At 66.9% G+C, this 15009-nt stretch carries 13 protein-coding genes; 3 read left to right on the plus strand and 10 right to left on the minus strand.

Annotation, left to right across the window (positions count from 1 at the left end):
- Positions 1-213: 213 nt before the first annotated feature.
- From lepA to V7Q48_RS09525, 4 genes are all read right to left on the minus strand, one after another.
- Positions 214-2016 (minus strand): translation elongation factor 4, encoded by a 1803-nt coding sequence (gene lepA, locus V7Q48_RS09510; protein WP_333837782.1) that lies wholly within the window; start codon positions 2014-2016, stop codon positions 214-216.
- A 127-nt stretch (positions 2017-2143) separates the two neighbouring features.
- Positions 2144-3574: a M20/M25/M40 family metallo-hydrolase gene (locus V7Q48_RS09515; RefSeq protein ID WP_333837783.1), complete on the minus strand. Its 1431-nt coding sequence runs from the start codon at positions 3572-3574 to the stop codon at positions 2144-2146.
- An 85-nt stretch (positions 3575-3659) separates the two neighbouring features.
- Positions 3660-4205, minus strand: coding sequence for a SixA phosphatase family protein (locus V7Q48_RS09520; RefSeq protein ID WP_333837784.1), 546 nt, complete (start codon positions 4203-4205; stop codon positions 3660-3662).
- Positions 4202-7006 (minus strand): ATP-dependent DNA helicase, encoded by a 2805-nt coding sequence (locus tag V7Q48_RS09525; RefSeq protein ID WP_333837785.1) that lies wholly within the window; start codon positions 7004-7006, stop codon positions 4202-4204. The genes V7Q48_RS09520 and V7Q48_RS09525 overlap by 4 nt, the downstream gene beginning before the upstream one ends.
- A 311-nt stretch (positions 7007-7317) precedes the next feature.
- Between V7Q48_RS09525 and V7Q48_RS09530 the strand changes: the two genes are divergently transcribed.
- Positions 7318-8235 (plus strand): flagellin N-terminal helical domain-containing protein, encoded by a 918-nt coding sequence (locus V7Q48_RS09530; RefSeq protein ID WP_333837786.1) that lies wholly within the window; start codon positions 7318-7320, stop codon positions 8233-8235.
- A gap of 118 nt (positions 8236-8353) precedes the next feature.
- The gene (locus V7Q48_RS09535) at positions 8354-10033 is read left to right on the plus strand and encodes a lysine--tRNA ligase (protein ID WP_333837787.1); all 1680 of its coding nucleotides are present in this window, start codon (positions 8354-8356) and stop codon (positions 10031-10033) included.
- An 84-nt stretch (positions 10034-10117) separates the two neighbouring features.
- Here V7Q48_RS09535 and V7Q48_RS09540 read toward each other — a convergent pair whose 3' ends face one another.
- The 6 genes from V7Q48_RS09540 to rpmF form a co-directional block, all read right to left on the minus strand.
- Positions 10118-10687, minus strand: coding sequence for a fasciclin domain-containing protein (locus V7Q48_RS09540; protein ID WP_333837788.1), 570 nt, complete (start codon positions 10685-10687; stop codon positions 10118-10120).
- Between the two features lie 216 nt (positions 10688-10903).
- Entirely contained in the window at positions 10904-11419 is a 516-nt protein-coding gene (locus V7Q48_RS09545; RefSeq protein WP_333837789.1) for a MerR family transcriptional regulator, read from the minus strand.
- Between the two features lie 12 nt (positions 11420-11431).
- A complete protein-coding gene (locus tag V7Q48_RS09550) occupies positions 11432-11731 on the minus strand; it encodes an integration host factor subunit alpha (RefSeq protein ID WP_333837790.1) in 300 nt (99 codons plus the stop codon).
- Between the two features lie 177 nt (positions 11732-11908).
- Positions 11909-12886 (minus strand): beta-ketoacyl-ACP synthase III, encoded by a 978-nt coding sequence (locus tag V7Q48_RS09555; RefSeq protein ID WP_333837791.1) that lies wholly within the window; start codon positions 12884-12886, stop codon positions 11909-11911.
- On the minus strand, positions 12883-13962 hold the full coding sequence (plsX, locus tag V7Q48_RS09560) for a phosphate acyltransferase PlsX (protein WP_333837792.1): 1080 nt from the start codon (positions 13960-13962) through the stop codon (positions 12883-12885). The genes V7Q48_RS09555 and plsX overlap by 4 nt, the downstream gene beginning before the upstream one ends.
- A gap of 28 nt (positions 13963-13990) precedes the next feature.
- Positions 13991-14170 carry a 50S ribosomal protein L32 gene (gene rpmF / locus V7Q48_RS09565; protein ID WP_022676831.1) on the minus strand — a complete coding sequence of 60 codons (180 nt, stop codon included), beginning with the start codon at positions 14168-14170 and terminating at the stop codon, positions 13991-13993.
- A 233-nt stretch (positions 14171-14403) separates the two neighbouring features.
- On the opposite strand from rpmF, the gene V7Q48_RS09570 reads away from it, so the two are divergent.
- Entirely contained in the window at positions 14404-14799 is a 396-nt protein-coding gene (locus V7Q48_RS09570) for an MAPEG family protein (RefSeq protein WP_333837793.1), read from the plus strand.
- Positions 14800-15009 lie beyond the last annotated feature (210 nt).

Genomic DNA, 15009 nt, shown 5'->3' on the forward strand with positions numbered 1-15009 from the left:
CAGGCGCGAAAATGCGCCTGTTCCCTCAACCGGACGACTTGCGGTTAGGTTCCCCGGACGGTCCTGCCAACAGCGCGCCGTGCGGAAACGGTTCGCGCAGAGGCGCAAAGGCGCAAAGGGCCTTGCCCGATCATTGCGCCCCCGATCATTGCGCCTTCGCGCCTTTGCGTGAACCGAACGCTGAAAAAAGGGGGCAGTACGCCCCCTCTCCTCTTATTCCTCGCCCATCCGCAGCGCGGCGATGAAGGCTTCCTGCGGGATCTGCACGTTGCCGTACTCGCGCATCCGCTTCTTGCCTTCCTTCTGCTTTTCCAGAAGCTTCTTCTTGCGGCTGATGTCGCCGCCATAGCACTTGGCGGTCACGTCCTTGCGCATCGCCGCGATGGTTTCGCGCGCGATCACCTTGGCGCCGATCGCGGCCTGGATCGGAATCTTGAACAGGTGGCGCGGGATCAGGTCCTTGAGCCGCTCGCACAGCGCACGGCCGCGTGCCTCGGCCTGGCTCCGGTGGACGATCATGCTCAGCGCGTCGACCGGCTCGTTGTTGACGAGGATGTTCATCGTGACGAGGTCGCCCTCGCGCAGACCGATCTGCTCGTAGTCGAAGCTGGCATAGCCGCGGCTGATCGACTTCAGGCGATCGTAGAAATCGAACACCACTTCATTGAGCGGCAGCTCGTAATTCACCTGGGCGCGGCCGCCGACATAGGTCAGCCCGGTCTGGATGCCGCGACGATCCTGGCACAGCTTGAGGATCGAGCCGAGATACTCATCCGGCGTGTAGATCGTGGCCTTGATCCACGGCTCTTCCATCGTGTCGATCTTAACCACGTCGGGCATGTCGGCCGGGTTGTGCAGCTCCTGCGTGGAGCCGTCGGTCATGGTCAGGCGATAGACCACCGACGGCGCGGTGGTGATGAGATCGAGATCGTATTCGCGGCTGAGGCGCTCCTGGATGATTTCCAGGTGTAGCAGACCGAGGAATCCGCAGCGGAAGCCGAAGCCCAGCGCCGCGCTCGATTCCATCTCGAAGCTGAACGACGCGTCGTTGAGGCGCAGCTTGCCGATCGAGTCGCGCAGCTTCTCGAAGTCTGCCGCATCGGTCGGGAAGAGGCCGCAGAACACCACCGGCTGCACTTCCTTGAAGCCTGCCAGCGGCTCGGCTGCGCCGCCCTTGACCGTGGTGATGGTGTCACCGACGCGGGCCTGCGCCACTTCCTTGATCTGCGCGGTGATGAACCCGATCTCGCCCGGCCCGAGTTCGGCCAGTTGCTCGATCTTGGGACGCATGCAGCCGACGCGGTCGATCAGGTGGTCGGTGCCGCCCGCCATGAACCGAACCTGCAGGCCCTTCTTGATGACGCCGTCGATCACGCGCACGAGAATGACTACGCCGAGGTAGGGATCGTACCACGAGTCCACCAGCATGGCTTTCAGCGGTGCATTGCGATCGCCGCCCGGCGCGGGGATGCGCTCGACGACCGCGTCGAGCACTTCCTCGATGCCGATGCCCGACTTTGCGCTGGCCAGCACGGCGTGGCTCACGTCGATGCCGATCACTTCCTCGATCTCGGTCTTGACCTTTTCCGGCTCGGCGGCGGGCAGGTCGATCTTGTTGATGACGGGCACGATCTCGTGGTCGTGCTCGATCGACTGATAGACGTTGGCGAGCGTCTGCGCCTCGACGCCCTGCGCCGCGTCGACCACCAGCAGCGCGCCCTCGCACGCCGCCAGGCTGCGGCTGACCTCGTAGGCGAAGTCGACGTGGCCGGGCGTGTCCATCAGGTTGAGCTGATAGGTCTTGCCGTCCTTGGCCTTGTAGTCGAGCCGGACGGTCTGCGCCTTGATGGTAATGCCGCGCTCGCGCTCGATGTCCATATTGTCGAGCACCTGCGCGGTCATCTCGCGCTCGGCGAGGCCGCCCGTGTACTGGATCAGGCGGTCGGCCAGCGTGGACTTGCCGTGATCGATATGGGCAATGATGGAGAAATTGCGGATCAGCGCGAGGTCGGTCATGCGCGCCCGTTAGCAGCGAGCGGGCGCGCTGTCATCCCGTGGTAATCGACGCAGCGCCTCGGCCATCGGGGCAGGTGCGCCGCCCCGGCCAGGTCGTGACCCGGGCCGGGGCGGCGCGCGCCTCGTCTTACTTCGACAGGTCGGTCAGCAGGCTGGTGAAATAGACCACGCCCGGCTTGATGTTCGAGAGCGGCACGCGCTCGTTGAGGCCATGCGCAAATTCCTCGCTGCCCTTGATGAGCACCGGGCTGGCGCCATAGGCGTCGACGCCGTTGACGCGGTACCACATCGAATCCGACGCGCCCGAGGACTGGGCCGGGATCACCATGATGCCCGGATAGGCCTGGTGGATCGCCTTGTCGGCAGCCTTGAGAAAGTCGGCGCGCATCGGGCTGGCGGGCGACGCGGTCGAGCCTTCGGTCACGTCCGAGAACTTGACCACCGGCGCATCCGCGACCTTGACCAGCTCGGCCATGATGTCCTCGCGCTTGTGCCCGGGGAAGATGCGGCAGTTGATGTTGGCCGTGGCGCGCTGAGGCAACGCGTTGAGCGCATGGCCACCGCTGAGCATGGTCGGCACGCAGGTCGTCTCGATGCGGCCGATCGTTTCGGGATGGGCGCGCAGCGTCGCGATGGCAGAGGCGTCGGTCGGGTCGGCCGCAAAGGCCCGCATCGCGCCGGCAATGTCGGGCTCGGGCGTGATCTTGGCCGCGCTTTCGAGGAAGGCCTTGGTCAGCGGGCTGACTTCGGGGGTGAAGTGATAGGCGCCGATCCGCACCAGCGCCTGCGACAGCTGGACGATGGCGTTCTCGGGACGCGGGGCCGAGCTGTGCCCGCCGGCGTTGGTCACTTCGAGCTTGAAGTCGGCGTAATTCTTTTCCGCGCCTTCCCAGGTCCAGGCCAGCGGCTTGGCGCCTTCTTCCGACAGCATGCCGCCGCCGCCGTCGACGTTGATGACGATATCGGCACCCTTGAGCCGCTCGGCCAGGATCTGGCTGGTCTTCATCGTCGTTTCCTCGTCACCCGAGAAGGCGATGACGATCGTGCGCTTGGGCTTGTAGCCGGCCTGGCGCATGTCGATCAGCGAGGACACGGCGAGCGCTGCGTTGAACTTCATGTCGAGCGCACCGCGCCCGTAGAGGTTGCCGTTCTCGACCACGGGCACGAAGGGATCACGCTCCCAGTCGGCGCGCTTGGCCTCGACCACGTCCATGTGCCCCGAGACCACCAGCGGCTTGAGCGAGGCGTCGCTGCCCTTCCACGTGGCGACCATGTAGGCGGTGTCGCCCACCGGCACGATCTCGATGTCGCTGGCGGCCCAGCCGCCCTTGACCAGCGCGTCGCGGAACACGCCCGCAACCTTGTCGGTCTCGTTGCCCGGTCCCTGCACCGAGCGCAGCGCGATGACCTGCTTCGACAGCTCGAGCGTCTGCGCCTCTGCGGCGGCGTGGCCCTTGCCGGCCGCAAGAGCAGGCGCTGCGGCAAGAGCCGTGCCGCCGGCCAGGGCAAGCGCAAGCGCGGTGGCGCGCATCAGGGGCGAAGTGGTGGGCTTGGGCATGGTCGTCAGGCTCCCTTGGAATCCGCGCGGACCGTGACCCCTATTGGTTTCCGAAACAACCGGTTTTTTTGCTATCTACGCAGGATCATTGCGCAGCTTGGGGCCCCAAGGTCGGATCGAGGTCGCGCGGGCGCGTCAGCTCGACCAGCCGGGCGCAGCCATTGGCGATATCGTCCCAGCGGTCGATCGCCAGTTCCATGACCGCGTACGTCGCGGTGGGAAACTTGGCCTCTACCACGTCGCGCAAGGGACTGGTGCCGTCATCGGGCACGAGATCGAAGATCAGGTCCTCAAGTCCGGGATTGTGTCCGATCATCAGCACGCTGGCCGGATCGCCGGCCAGCTCGCGCAGCAGGTCGATCAGCGTGGCCGAGCTGGCGAGATAGATGCGCCGGTCCCACTCGACCGGGAACGAGCGGCCCCAGGCGGTGCTGGCATATTCGATCGTCTCGGCCACGCGCACTGCGGGCGAGGCGATCACCCGCTCGAACATGCGGCCCGTGTCGCGCACGTGTTCGCCCATGGCCACCGCGCCTCGCTGGCCACGCGCATTCAGCGGCCGATCGAAATCGCGCGCGCGCGCGTCGCTCCAGTCGGACTTGGCATGGCGGAACAAGGCGAGCGTTTTCACACGTGATTCTCGGGAAAGGGGCTGGCGTGATGCGGGGCCTGTGCCGATTCCTCAACACGCGCCGACAGCGATTGTAAAGCCTGATCGAGCGTGACGCGCCGCACCGGGGTTCCGGCCGGGAAGGCACTGAGCAGGCGCGAGGGAAAGGCCGAGGACAACACCACGAAGTGCCCGCGGTCGTCGGCCGAGCGGATCAGCCGTCCGAACGCCTGCGCCAGGCGCGCCCGGATGATGCGGTCGTCATGGCCCTGCGCCCCGCCCTCCTCGCGCGGCGTGGCGAGCCGGCGCGCGCGGTGCAGGATCGAGGGCTTGGGCCAGGGCACCTGCTCCATCACCACCAGCCGCAGCGATTGGCCGGGCACGTCCACCCCGTCGCGCAAGGCGTCCGTGCCCAGCAGCGAGGCGCGCGGATCGTCGCGGAAGATGTCGACCAGCGTGCCGGTGTCGATCGGATCGACATGCTGGGCATAGAGCGGCAGCCCTGCCCGCGCGAGCCGGTCGGCGATGCGTCCGTGCACCGCGCGCAGCCGGCGAATCGCGGTGAACAACCCGAGCGCGCCGCCCCCGCTCGCCTCGATCAGCCGGGCATAGGCACCCGCCAGCGCGGCAATGTCGCCCTTGGGCACGTCGGTGACGATCAGCACTTCGGCCTGGTTGGGATAGTCGAACGGGCTGGGCGTCGCGAAGACATGCGGCTTTACCGCGAGCCGGGCGGCGCCGCTGCGCGTGATCGCGCCCTGCCAGTCGCCGCCATCGGTCAGCGTGGCCGAGGTCATCAGCACCCCGTGCGCCGGGGCCAGCACCGCATCGGCGAAGGGCTTCATCGGATCGAGGTGGTGGCGGTGCAGCCCCATGTCCCACTCGCGCCCATCCGAACGATCGAGCGCCAGCCAGTCGACGTAATCCGGGTCCGCCGGTCCGCCGAGGCGCCCGAGCAGCGCGATCCAGCCGGCCAGCAGGTCGGTACGCCAGCCGATCGCGCTGCGAGCGCCCTCGATGCGCGCGCGCGCCTGCCCGTCGAGCCAGTCCGGCCCTTCCTCGATGATCGCTTCCAGTCGCAGCCCGAGCCGCAGCAGCGGCTGGCGCAGGTCTTCCAGCCCCTCCAGCGCCCCCGCCACGGCTTCGAGCAGAGGCCCGTCGAGCTGTGCGGCCTCGGTCTCGAGGCCATAGCCGGCCTCGGTCCCACCGCTTTCATCGCGCGCCAGCACCGTGGCCCGCACCGCCGCCAGCAGCCGTTCCAGCGGGCCATCGGGCGTGCCCTCGCCGATCCGCGCGAGCCAGCCCTCGGCGGGCAGCAGCTCGGCCGCCTCGCGCGCCTGGGTGATCGCGACCGCGCCCTCGTCGTCGTAGCTGGCGACATCGGCCAGCCGTGCGGCCAGCCCCCGCCGCCGCCCGCGCGACTTGCCTTCAGGGCCGATCACCCAGCGGCGCAGCTCGATCGCCTCCATCCCGGTCAGCGCGGCGGCAAAGGTGCTGTCGGCGGCATCGAAAACGTGATGGCCTTCGTCGAAGACGATGCGCGTCGGCCGCTGCGCCACGTCGCGGCCGCGGGCGGCGTTGACCATGACCAGCGCGTGATTGGCGATGACCAGTTCCGCCTCGGCACTGGCCCGCGCGGCACGTTCGATGAAGCATTTGCGGTAATGCGGGCAGCCGGCATAGACGCATTCGCCGCGCTGGTCAGTCAGTGCCGCGATGCCGCGCTTGCGGAACAGCGTGCCCAGCCAGCCCGGCAGGTCGCCGCCGATCATGTCGCCGTCCTGGCTATAGGCGGCCCAGCGCGCGACCAGCTGCGCCATGATCGCCGGCCGTCCGGTAAAGCCGCCCTGCAAGGCGTCTTCGAGGTTGAGCAGGCACAGGTAATTCTCGCGCCCCTTGCGCACCACGACCGCCGCGGGCGCCTTGCTGCCCGGTGGGGGCGGCGCAAAGGCGCGCGCGCTTTCGCGGCGCAATTGGCGTTGCAGCGCCTTGGTGTACGTCGAAACCCAGACCGTCCCGCCCGAACGCTCGCTCCACAACGAGGCCGGCGCCAAATAGCCCAGCGTCTTGCCCGTGCCCGTGCCGGCCTGCGCGAGGACGACATGCGGCTGGCGCTGCCCGCGACGCGGTGCGAACATCTGCGCCGCGGCGCTGGCAAAGGCGCGCTGGCCCGGCCGGTCCTCGGCCCCGGCACCGGTCAGCTGCTCCAGCTGCCAGCGCACCGCGGCGTCGTCGAGCGTCACTTGCGCGGGCTGCGGGCGCTCGCCGGTCTCCTCCCACTCGGGCAGGCGCGTGAACAGCCAGCGCTCGGCCCGCTCGGGCCGCGCGATGCGGCCGCTGAGCAGCGTCGCCCAGGGCCAGCGCAGCTTGATCATCGACTGCAACGCGCTCCACGCGCCTTCGCGCTCGGGCCAGTCCGGCGCCGCAGCCGTCGCCAGCAAGGCCTCCGCCGCCTGCTGCAACAGCAGGGGCACATCCGCATCGCCGGTCGGCGCCGCCAGGCCCAGCGCCACCGCCAACCCGCGCGGCGTCGGCACGACGAAACGCGCGGGATGGATGAAGGCATAAAGCTCGAGCAGGTCGAGGCCCGAGAGGTCGGGATAGCCCAGCCGGCTCGCCACCAGCGGGGCATTGAGCATCAGCAGCGGGGTATCGGCCGCCGCGACGATCGCCTCGCCCTTCCCTACCGCGCGCGTGGAGGAAAACATGTCCATCCCGCGCAGCCAGCATCCGCCGTGGCTGGCGTGAATCGCGGGCAGGTTCAGCACCGGCGGCACCCCGTCGGAGCCGGGAAACGAAGCAGGATCGGCGGGGTCGGCCATCCCGATGCTGTGAACGGAAATGGAACAAAGGGCAAGCCGGTCGTACCTTTGGGGGTTGTGTGTTGCGTTGGCGGAAGCCCTGGCCCCTCCGTCAGCCCTGCGGGCTGCCACCTCCCCCCGATGTGGAGAGGATCATGGCTCCTCCCTGCCCGCAAGGGTGGGGAGGAGGACCGCCGCGAAGCGGTGGTGGAGGGGTCATCGCAACACCCCTGCCCCGCCCTTAAACAATCCCCCGCACGGCCGTCTTTGCATCCGAACCGGTGAGACATGTGCCCCGGATCGTCACGCAACCCATAGTGGAGAATGGGAAAATGGCCGTCATCAACACTAATATCTCGGCAATCCGCGCCGCCAATGCCTCGATCAGCGCCTCGCAGATGGCAGGCGTCGCCATGCAGCGCCTGTCCACCGGCAAGCGCCTCAACAGCGCCAAGGACGATGCGGCAGGGCTTGCGATCACCACCACCATGACCTCGCAGATCCAGGGCATGCAGCAGGGCGTGCGCAATGCCAACGACGGCATATCGATGGCGCAGACCGCCGACGGGGCGCTCAACGAACTCACCAACATGCTCCAGCGCATTCGCGAGCTGGCGGTGCAGTCGAAGTCGGAAACCTACCAGACCTCGGATCGCGTCGCGATGCAGTCGGAAGTGTCGAACCTGGCCGCCCAGGTGTCCGACGTGCTCAACAACATGAAGTTCAACGGCAACAACGTGTTCAAGGTGTCGGCCAACGATCCCGCCTCGACCACGCCGGGCAGCATGGTGTCGGACGACAACGTCAGCCTGGTCATCCAGACCGGCGCCGAGACGACCGACACCGTCACGCTGGTCAGCACCGCGTTTGCGGGGGCCTATCTGTTCGGCACGGACTCGGGTGGCAACAACCTGACCAGCTATTCGACCGATCCCACTGCCACCCAGGCGCTCGATGTCTCGGACCCCAGCAAGGCTTCGACGACGATGGATAACATCGACGCCGCGCTCAAGGCGGTTTCGGCGACGCGTGCCTCGCTCGGTGCCGGGCAGAACCGGCTGCAGTCGGTGGTCAACAACCTCAACGACAACGTGACCAACCTGTCGGACGCGCGCAGCCGCATCCTCGACACCGATTATTCTGCCGAGACCACCGCGATGGCCAAGGCGCAGATCCTCGCCCAGGCATCGACCGCGATGATCTCGCAGGCCAACCAGAACCAGCAGAATGTCCTCTCGCTCCTGAAGTAACCCCACCACCACGCTTCAGGAGCCTCCACGGAAATGCGGTGCGGTCCTTTGCAGGAACGTGCCGCATTTTCGCTTTTTCTTGCACTCGCCCGGCGGAATCGCGAAAGGGCGAAGCATCATGACCCAGACCGACAGCACCGCCGCCGCCCCGACCGCTGACTCTGCCGCTGACCCTGCCGCCGCCGCGCTTTCCGCCGAGGCCCTCGCCAGCGCCGCGCAGGCGTCCAAAGCCTGGCCGTTCGAGGAAGCCCGCAAGCTGGTCAAGCGCTTCCCCGGCGGCAAGCGCGACGCCGCGGGCGAACTGGTGCCCGTGCTGTTCGAGACCGGATACGGTCCCTCGGGCCTGCCGCATATCGGCACGTTCCAGGAAGTGCTGCGCACCACGCTGGTGCGCCGGGCCTACGAAGTCCTGACCGGCGGCCACCCGACGCGCCTCGTCGCCTTTTCCGACGATATGGACGGGCTGCGCAAGGTGCCCGACAACGTCCCCAACAAGGACATGCTCACCGCCCACCTGCAGGAGCCGCTGAGCCGCATTCCCGACCCGTTCGGCAAGTACGAGAGCTTCGCGCACCACAACAACGCGATGCTGCGCGAATTTCTCGACCGCTTCGGGTTCGACTACGAATTCGTCTCGGGCGCGGATCGCTACAATGCCGGCGAATTCGACGAGGCGCTGAAGGGCGTGCTGCGCAACTTCGACGCGATCATGGCGATCATGCTGCCGACGCTGCGCGAGGAACGGCGCAAGACCTACTCGCCGGTGCTGCCGATCTCTCCCAGCAACGGCCAGGTGCTGCAGGTGCCCATCGAGGTGGTCGATGCCGAGGCCGGCACGATCCGCTTCACCGACGTGACCGGCGAGACGGTCGAGCAATCGGTGTTGGGCGGCAAGTCCAAGCTGCAGTGGAAGGTCGACTGGGCGATGCGCTGGGTCGCGCTCGGCGTCGACTACGAGATGTGCGGCAAGGACCTGACCGACAGCCTGACGCAATCAGGCCGCATTGCACAGGTCCTCGGCGGCCGCCGCCCGGAAGGCCTGATCTACGAGCTGTTCCTCGATGAGAAGGGCGAGAAGATCTCGAAGTCGAAGGGCAACGGCCTGACGATCGAGCAGTGGCTCGATTACGGCAGCGAGGAAAGCCTCAGCTTCTACCTGTTCCGCGAGCCCAAGAGCGCCAAGTCGCTGCACGTCGGGATCATTCCGCGCGCGGTGGACGAATACTGGCAGTTCCGCGAAAAGCTGCCGACGCAGCCGATCGAGCAGCAGCTTGGCAATCCCGCATGGCACCTGCTGCGCACCAATGGCTATGCCGGCGGCGCGGGGGATTCCCTGCCGGTGACCTATGGTCTGCTGCTCAATCTCGTGGGCGTGCTGGGCGCCCGTGCCACGCGCGAACAGGTGTGGTCGTACCTCGCCAACTACGTCAGCGACGCCGATCCCGCGGCACACCCGGCGCTCGATGCGCTCGTCACGCGCGCGCTGGCCTACAACCGCGACTTCATCGCCCCGACCCTGCAGCGCCGCAAGCCCGAAGCCGGCGAAGCGGCGGCTCTGGCCGCGCTCGACGAGGAACTGGCCGCAACCAGCGAGGACGCGACGGCCGAAGAGCTGCAGAACATGGTCTACGAAATCGGCAAGGACCCGCATTACGGGTTCGAAAGCCTGCGCGACTGGTTCAAGGCGCTATACGAAACCCTGCTGGGTTCGTCGCAAGGCCCGCGCATGGGCAGCTTCATCGCGCTCTATGGCGTGGCCAATACGCGCCGGCTGATCGCCGAGGCGCTGGAGGGATAAGCCGAGCTTTCCCATACCTCCCACTCCCGCGGGCGGGAGGGGTCGGGGGCGAGCCTGATAAGAGCCCACCCCCAACCAATCTCATTACGGCATCAGAACCGCGTCGACGACGTGGACGACACCGTTCGACTGCGGCACGTCCGCGATCGTGACGGTCGACTTGCCGCCCTTGGCGTCGGTCAGCACGACCTTGCCGTCGACGATGCTAGCCGTCAGCGGTTCGCCTTCGACGGTGGTCAGCGTGGCGGTGCCGCCACCGGCCTTGATCTTGGCCATCAGCTGCGCCGCGGTCACCTTGCCCGCCACGACGTGGTAGGTCAGGATCTGGGTCAGCTGCGCCTTGTTCTCGGGCTTGAGCAGGGTGTCGACGGTGCCGGCCGGCAGCGCTGCGAACGCCGCGTTGGTCGGCGCGAAGACGGTGAACGGACCCGCGCTGTTCAGCGTGTCGACGAGGCCGGCGGCCTTGACGGCTGCGACCAGCGTGGTGTGGTCAGCCGACTGCGACGCATTGGCGACGATCGTCTTGGTGCCGACCATGGCTGCACCGCCGACCATCTTCGACGCGGCGGCCTGAGCCGCGGGCACGAGGACAGGGCTGGCGGACAGAACGAGGCCGGCGACGGCCATCACTGCGGTAAACTTGCCTTTGAGCATGGAAACTCTCCACTCGGCTGCATTGCCGCCGCTTGAATGAGGGCGCCTGCGAGTGGTTCCATGGCGATTCGATGGCATCTGCACCGAAAAGGCAGGTATCACGCTGAAACGAAACGTGAAATTCAGCTGGAAGTAAAGTCGTGCCCTTTTGGACATGACCCGGTGGGCAGGCAATTCACGCCGCCCTCCCCGCCCCTGAACGGCAACTCCGGTGGATCAGGTTTCCGGCTCGTCGCTCAGGGCATAGGCCAAGTTGCCGCGTATCGCCTCGAGATGCACGCGCAGCCGCGCGATGGCGGCAACGAGTTCGCCTTCCAGCCCGGGCACCGAATGGCGTTCCGCGCTCGGATCGGCGACCGCCTGCGTCATCACGCCACCCTCGCCCACAGCAGGCGCCGGCGGCGCCATGCCGCCGCGGTCGAAGCTGACGCTCGCCCCGCTTTCGATCGCCTGGCGCGCGCCGCGCACGGTGTAGCCCTCGCGATTTAGCAGGCGATCGATGGTCGCCAGCAGCGCCACGTCGGCGGCGCGGTAATAGCGCCGGTTACCCGCACGCGTCAGCGGACGAAGCATCGGGAAATGCTCTTCCCAATAGCGCAGGACGTGAGGCTTCACTCCCAGGATGCGGGCCACTTCGCCGATGGTGCGCAAGGCATCGGGTGCCTTCCCGTCACCATATGGGCCGTCGTCATAACGACCTTCGGCGTATGGGCTGTGGCCGTTATCCGTCATGTAACATGGCTATCAGGCTTCTTCGCAAATGCGGTCCTTGAGCATCTGGCTGGCCCGGAAGGTCAGCACGCGACGCGGGGTAATCGGCACTTCCACGCCGGTCTTGGGATTGCGTCCGATCCGCTCCGCCTTGTCGCGCAACAGGAACGTGCCGAACCCCGAAATCTTGACGTTCTCGCCTTCGGCCAGAGCCTCGCTCATGTGACCGAGGATAGCCTCGACCATTTCGAGCGAGTCCGCTCGAGAGAGACCGACACGGCGATTGATGCTCTCGGCAAGATCAGCACGAGTCAGCGTACCAACAGAACGCATTTGGTTTTACCCCCCGGTAAAAGTTCCCATCCCGAAATCACAATAGCGGCATTTGTCCCGCAGGCAATGCAATCCATTGCCCGTGTGCGACGTGCCGCCCCGTATCTGCCCTGAAATCAGACAGATGACCGTCCGGCGCCGGTGAGGTCCCCACCGCCCGGTGCCGTATACAGCGAATCATACCCTCGCGAGTGCCGCGCCCCAGGTGAAACCGCCGCCCATGGCCTCGAACATTACGAGCTGCCCGGGCTGGATCCGGCCGTCGCGCACGGCAGTGTCGTAGGCCAGTGGCACCGAGGCGGCGCTGGTGTTGGCGTGACGATCGACCGTCACCACCACCTTCTCGGCCGGCAAGCCGAGCTTGCGCGCAGTGGCATCGAGAATGCGGTAATTGGCTTGGTGCGGTACGACCCAGTCGATGTCCGCGGCGGTATGGCCGCTCTGGCCGAGCACTTCCTGCAACACGCTGGCCAGGTTGGTGACCGCATGGCGGAAAACCTCGCGGCCCTTCATGCGCAGCTTGCCGACGCTTTGCGTGGTGGACACCCCGCCATCGACATAGAGCAGCTGGTTGTGCGCGCCATCGGCATGAAGGCGCGATCCGAGCAGGCCGGGCGCCGCCGGGTCGGCCGGATCGACGTCGCGCGCTTCGAGCACCATTGCGCCCGCGCCGTCGCCGAACAGCACGCAGGTCGCACGGTCGTCCCAGTCGAGGATGCGGCTGAAGGTCTCGGCGCCGATCACCAGCGCGCGGCGCGCCATGCCGGTGCGCAGCATCGAGTCGGCGGTGGCCATGGCGTAGAGGAAGCCCGAGCACACTGCGGCGACGTCGAACGCGATGCCGCCGTTGCAGCCCAGGTTGTGCTGCACGATCGTGGCTGTGGCGGGAAAGGTCTGGTCGGGCGTGGCGGTGGCCAGCACGATGAGGTCGATCGACGCCGCCTCGATCCCCGCCGCCTCGATAGCCCGGCGCGCAGCTTCGGTGGCCAACGAGGAAGTCGTCTCGCCGTCGCCGGCGATGTAGCGGTTGCGGATGCCCGTGCGTTCGACGATCCACTCGTCGGAGGTGTCGACCATCTCGGCCATTTCGGCATTCGAGACGGCGCGCTTCGGCAAGGCCGAGCCGCTGCCGGTAATCACCGAACGCAAAGTCACAGTGCGGTTTCACCTTCTTGAGTGGCCGCCTTGCGCCGTGAGGGCTGGCGGATGGTATCTGGATCGACGGCCGCGATGTCGGCGGCGATGCGCTCGATCAGGTTTTCCTCGATCAGCCGCGCGGTGACGGCGACGGCATTGGCGACGCCCATCGCCGAGGCGCTGCCGTGGCTTTTCACCACCACGCCATTGAGGCCGAGGAAGATCGCGCCGTTGTGGTTGTTGGGATCGAGATGATGCTTGAGCAACTCGGTCGCAGGCTTCGAGATCAGGAAGCCGACCTTGGAGCGGAGCGAGCTGGAAAAGCTGCGGCGCAGCAGGTCGCCGACGAAACGCGCGGCCCCTTCCATCGCCTTGAGTGCGATATTGCCCGAGAACCCGTCGGTCACCGCCACGTCGAAGTCGCCGCGCGGCAGCTTGTCCGCCTCGGTGAAGCCGTCGAAAGTCAGCGCCAGCGCGGTCGCATCCTTGAGGAGCGTTGCGGCATCACGCAGGTTTTCGGTGCCCTTGGTCTCTTCGGTGCCGATGTTGAGCAGGCGCACGCGCGGGCTTTCCAGCCCGTTGACGATGCGCGCATAGGCGGCGCCCATGATCGCGAACTGGAAGAGATTGCGCGCGTCGCACTCGGTATTGGCACCGAGATCGAGCATGACGAGATCGTTGTCGCCGAGCGTGGGCACCAGCGCGGCCAGCGCCGGGCGATCGATGCCGGGCATCGTGCGCAGGGCAAGCTTGGCCATGGCCATCAGCGCGCCAGTATTGCCGCCACTCACGGCAGCGCCGGCCTCGCCGCGCTTCACCGCATCGATGGCCAATCCCATCGACGTGGTGCGGGCGCGGCGCAGGGCCTGGGTCGGCTTTTCGTCGCCGGCCACGGCTTCGGGCGCGTGGAGGATCTCCGACGCGGCCCGAAGGTTGGGGTGATGCTCGAGAGCCTGCTTGATCCGCGCTTCGTCCCCGACCAGCAGGAACTTGAAGCGCTCGTGACGACGACGCGCGAGAGCCGCGCCTTCGATCATCACGCGCACACCCTCGTCGCCGCCCATCGCATCGACGGCGATTCTGGGCAGGCTCATGATCCGATCACCCCTCCGTCAGATCGACTCAGGCGCCGACGGCGATGATTTCGCGACCGTTGTAGTGACCGCAAGCGTTGCACAGCATGTGCGGACGCTTGAGTTCACCGCAGTTCGAGCATTCGTGGAAGGCTTCGGCCTTCAGCGCATCGTGGCTGCGGCGCATGCCCCGGCGGGAGGGGCTGGTCTTTCTTTTGGGGACGGCCATTTCGGCACCTGTTCCTGAAAATAACGTCTGTTGCGGGCGCGATAGGGAAAACAGGTCCGCCGCACAACCCCGCATCTCACGACGAGGGGTTCATACGGTTTCCGTTCGACGAGAGCGGGAGGACCGGCATCGCCTATCACGGGCGAAGGCGCGCCTATACGGATTTTCTCGTGCTTTGCAAGCTTGGCCTCGCTAGCAAGAAACCCGGATAATATGCACGAGAGGGGAACTGCATGCCGATCATCCTGCCCATCACGCTGGCATCTGCCGGCGCCGCGGCGATTCTCAACATCTGGCTGATGATCCGCATCGGCATGGTGCGCCGCGCCACCAAGATCTTCATGGGCGACGGCGGCAACCCGGCGCTGATCGGCCGGATGCGCGCCCAGGCCAACTTCATCGAGAGCGCACCGATCGTGCTGATTCTCGCCGGCGCGGTCGAACTGGCCCGCCCGGGCAGCATCTGGTTGCTGGGCGCCATGGGCATCTATCTGCTCGGTCGCGTGGCCCACGGCGTGGGCATGGACGGCGGCAAGCTCATCAAGCTGCGCATGATCGGCACGATGACGACCATGACGGTGCTGCTGGGCCTCGCCATCTGGGCCGTATCGATCGCGGCGGACGCGTGATTGACCCTGCCCCCCATTTCCGTTCGCCCTGAGCCTGTTGAAGGACCCTAGGGCTGCGCTTGCCAGCCGGACTTCGACAAGCTCAGCCCGAACGGGACTGGACTACTGAGGTCCTTCACCAAGCGCCGTTCGCCCTGAGCCTGGCGAAGGGCCCCAGCGCTGCGCTTGCCAGCCGGGCTTCGACAAGCTCAGCCCGAACGGGAGTGGACT

Origin of the sequence: Novosphingobium sp. (assembly GCF_036803765.1) — a bacterium.
GTDB lineage: Bacteria > Pseudomonadota > Alphaproteobacteria > Sphingomonadales > Sphingomonadaceae > Novosphingobium.

Bases quoted from the DNA above. Each gene is read 5' to 3' on its own strand.
- lepA (WP_333837782.1), bottom strand. From the start codon at position 2,016: ATGACCGACCTCGCGCTGATCCGCAATTTCTCCATCATTGCCCATATC.
- V7Q48_RS09515 (WP_333837783.1), bottom strand. From the start codon at position 3,574: ATGCCCAAGCCCACCACTTCGCCCCTGATGCGCGCCACCGCGCTTGCG.
- V7Q48_RS09525 (WP_333837785.1), bottom strand. From the start codon at position 7,006: ATGGCCGACCCCGCCGATCCTGCTTCGTTTCCCGGCTCCGACGGGGTG.
- V7Q48_RS09530 (WP_333837786.1), top strand. From the start codon at position 7,318: ATGGCCGTCATCAACACTAATATCTCGGCAATCCGCGCCGCCAATGCC.
- V7Q48_RS09535 (WP_333837787.1), top strand. From the start codon at position 8,354: ATGACCCAGACCGACAGCACCGCCGCCGCCCCGACCGCTGACTCTGCC.
- V7Q48_RS09540 (WP_333837788.1), bottom strand. From the start codon at position 10,687: ATGCTCAAAGGCAAGTTTACCGCAGTGATGGCCGTCGCCGGCCTCGTT.
- V7Q48_RS09545 (WP_333837789.1), bottom strand. From the start codon at position 11,419: ATGACGGATAACGGCCACAGCCCATACGCCGAAGGTCGTTATGACGAC.
- V7Q48_RS09550 (WP_333837790.1), bottom strand. From the start codon at position 11,731: ATGCGTTCTGTTGGTACGCTGACTCGTGCTGATCTTGCCGAGAGCATC.
- plsX (WP_333837792.1), bottom strand. From the start codon at position 13,962: ATGAGCCTGCCCAGAATCGCCGTCGATGCGATGGGCGGCGACGAGGGT.
- rpmF (WP_022676831.1), bottom strand. From the start codon at position 14,170: ATGGCCGTCCCCAAAAGAAAGACCAGCCCCTCCCGCCGGGGCATGCGC.
- V7Q48_RS09570 (WP_333837793.1), top strand. From the start codon at position 14,404: ATGCCGATCATCCTGCCCATCACGCTGGCATCTGCCGGCGCCGCGGCG.